Consider the following 1,917-nt stretch of genomic DNA (forward strand, 5'->3'; position numbering starts at 1 on the left):
TCCTTTGCGTTTTTTTAAAATCATAAGTTGGTTATTTAAATTCATTGTTTTAGGTTTCGGTTAGCTTGCTTACAACGGTTTTGTGTATGGTTAGTTGCGTGGTTAAGCAACTAATTTAGCAAACTTTTACGAACCCGTGAAAATTCCGCAGGAATTTTCGCAAGTAGGGAAGAACCTAGCAATTAATTATACACGGTGTTGTACACAGTTTTTATTGGTTCGTTGAATATAAAATATATGGAAACTCTTCCTCGTCCATATCAGAATAGCTTTCTAAAACATTTGAATTAGAGAAATTAAAAAGATATTCATTTGTGAATTCGTTACCATTTACATTATTTTCGTTTTTTTCAATAACCTTTGTTACATTATTCTCAGATAAATATGCTGGTCCGATGTATGGCATAAAAACTGATACTGCAATAAAAAGGTCTTTATATGGATTTTCTTTATTATCGTAGAAATATTTATAAGTATAACTGTAATTAGTTCCACTTGTGTGTTCTACTCTCGTAACGTTTGAAAAAGTAGAATCATAGTAAAATTTTTGGTGACCAAAACTAACATCAAAACCTCTTCCTCGATGGTCATTATAAATTTCCTTAATTTTTCCGTTTGGATAATAACCAAAGTAGTTTTCCTCAACGAAATAGTCATTATCCATAAAAATACTTTTTAGAAGTCCATTATTGTTGTAGTTAAATGTGTAAGTTTTTATAACTTCATATTCATTACAAAGATTAGTTCTTGTTGACACAATTGACTCAATAAGATTCTCAAGATTGTAATGGAAGACAAAAATGTTCTTTTCACAGCCTGAATAATGTGGTAAATAAAAAGTCATTTTAGAAAGTCTGTTTGTGTCTTCTATATATTCAAATTCCCAATATCTTTCCGCTGGTTCAGGAAAGTTATCAAACATTTGTAGTAAAACATTTTGAATATTTTTATCAAAACTTCCTTTTGCAATATCATTTAATATAGTTTCAGGCTCTTCTAATTCAAAGCCTAATTCAGCGTGTGTTAAAGAACTGTTGTCTATTTCAATTGATTCATATCCATCATCTTTGTCACATCCAAAAAAGATAGTCAGAATTAACAGTGTTAATATTTTTTTCATTTTCGTAGTCAAATTGTGTACAACGTTTATGTATAAGAATAGTTGCGGGTTTGTATACGAGGAATTTCCGAAGGAAATTCAGACGTTACAAACACGCAACGACCTTTGATTAAGCACTAAGCCGCAATTATTTTTATACGGTGTTGTGCGCAGGCTTTTTATTTTATCAAATTTTTAATTCGTTTCGGATATTTATTATGTAAGTAAACTCCAATTCCAAAAATGCCCATAACTATCAAAAAAGGAAAGAGAAATTTCAATTCAAATTTTACGTCATTCATATCATAAAGCACTTCGTTTTCTCCTGTTGCAATTTGGAAAACTTCAGGCTCCATATCAGATTGTTCACTTTCCTTAATCCAAACAATTGCTTTTCCAGATTTTTTTAATTCTTTCTCAATTAGTTCATATTTTTCGTTATTCCAACTCTGTTCAATATTTTTAGCGAGCTTATAATTCCGTGTGTCATTTTCAAGATTTAATATCAATTCCGATTTTACACTTTTATGTCCTTTTGAACTAACTCGTGTATAAAACGCTTTTACATTTTCTACTTTTCCACGTTTTTCAATCAGAGATTTTTCTGATGTAAATAGAGTAGGTGCTAAAAAAAATAAAGCAAATACAAAACAAGCAATTCCGAACCAAAGTAAATTTCCAGCGTAATAATCTTTCGTCCATTTCTTTTTACTGTTCATGTGGTTTTTCAAGCTTGCGCACAACGTTTATGTATAAGAATAGTTGCGGGTTTGTATGCGAGGATTTTCCGAAGGAAAATCAGACGTTACAAACACGCA

2 protein-coding genes are annotated in these 1,917 nt (G+C 30.5%); both read right to left on the reverse strand.

Going from position 1 to position 1,917, the window contains the following annotated elements; all coding sequences use genetic code 11:
- Positions 1 to 211 precede the first annotated feature (211 nt).
- A complete protein-coding gene (locus M4I23_RS19380; protein WP_158850506.1) occupies positions 212 to 1,120 on the reverse strand; it encodes a hypothetical protein in 909 nt (302 codons plus the stop codon).
- A 158-nt stretch (positions 1,121 to 1,278) separates the two neighbouring features.
- Positions 1,279 to 1,818, reverse strand: coding sequence for a hypothetical protein (locus M4I23_RS19385; RefSeq protein WP_249755508.1), 540 nt, complete (start codon positions 1,816 to 1,818; stop codon positions 1,279 to 1,281).
- Positions 1,819 to 1,917: the final 99 nt, after the last annotated feature.

The sequence above is a fragment of the Algibacter sp. L4_22 genome (assembly GCF_023473045.1).
Classification (GTDB): domain Bacteria; phylum Bacteroidota; class Bacteroidia; order Flavobacteriales; family Flavobacteriaceae; genus Algibacter.

Bases quoted from the DNA above. Each gene is read 5' to 3' on its own strand.
- M4I23_RS19380 (WP_158850506.1), bottom strand. From the start codon at position 1,120: ATGAAAAAAATATTAACACTGTTAATTCTGACTATCTTTTTTGGATGT.
- M4I23_RS19385 (WP_249755508.1), bottom strand. From the start codon at position 1,818: ATGAACAGTAAAAAGAAATGGACGAAAGATTATTACGCTGGAAATTTA.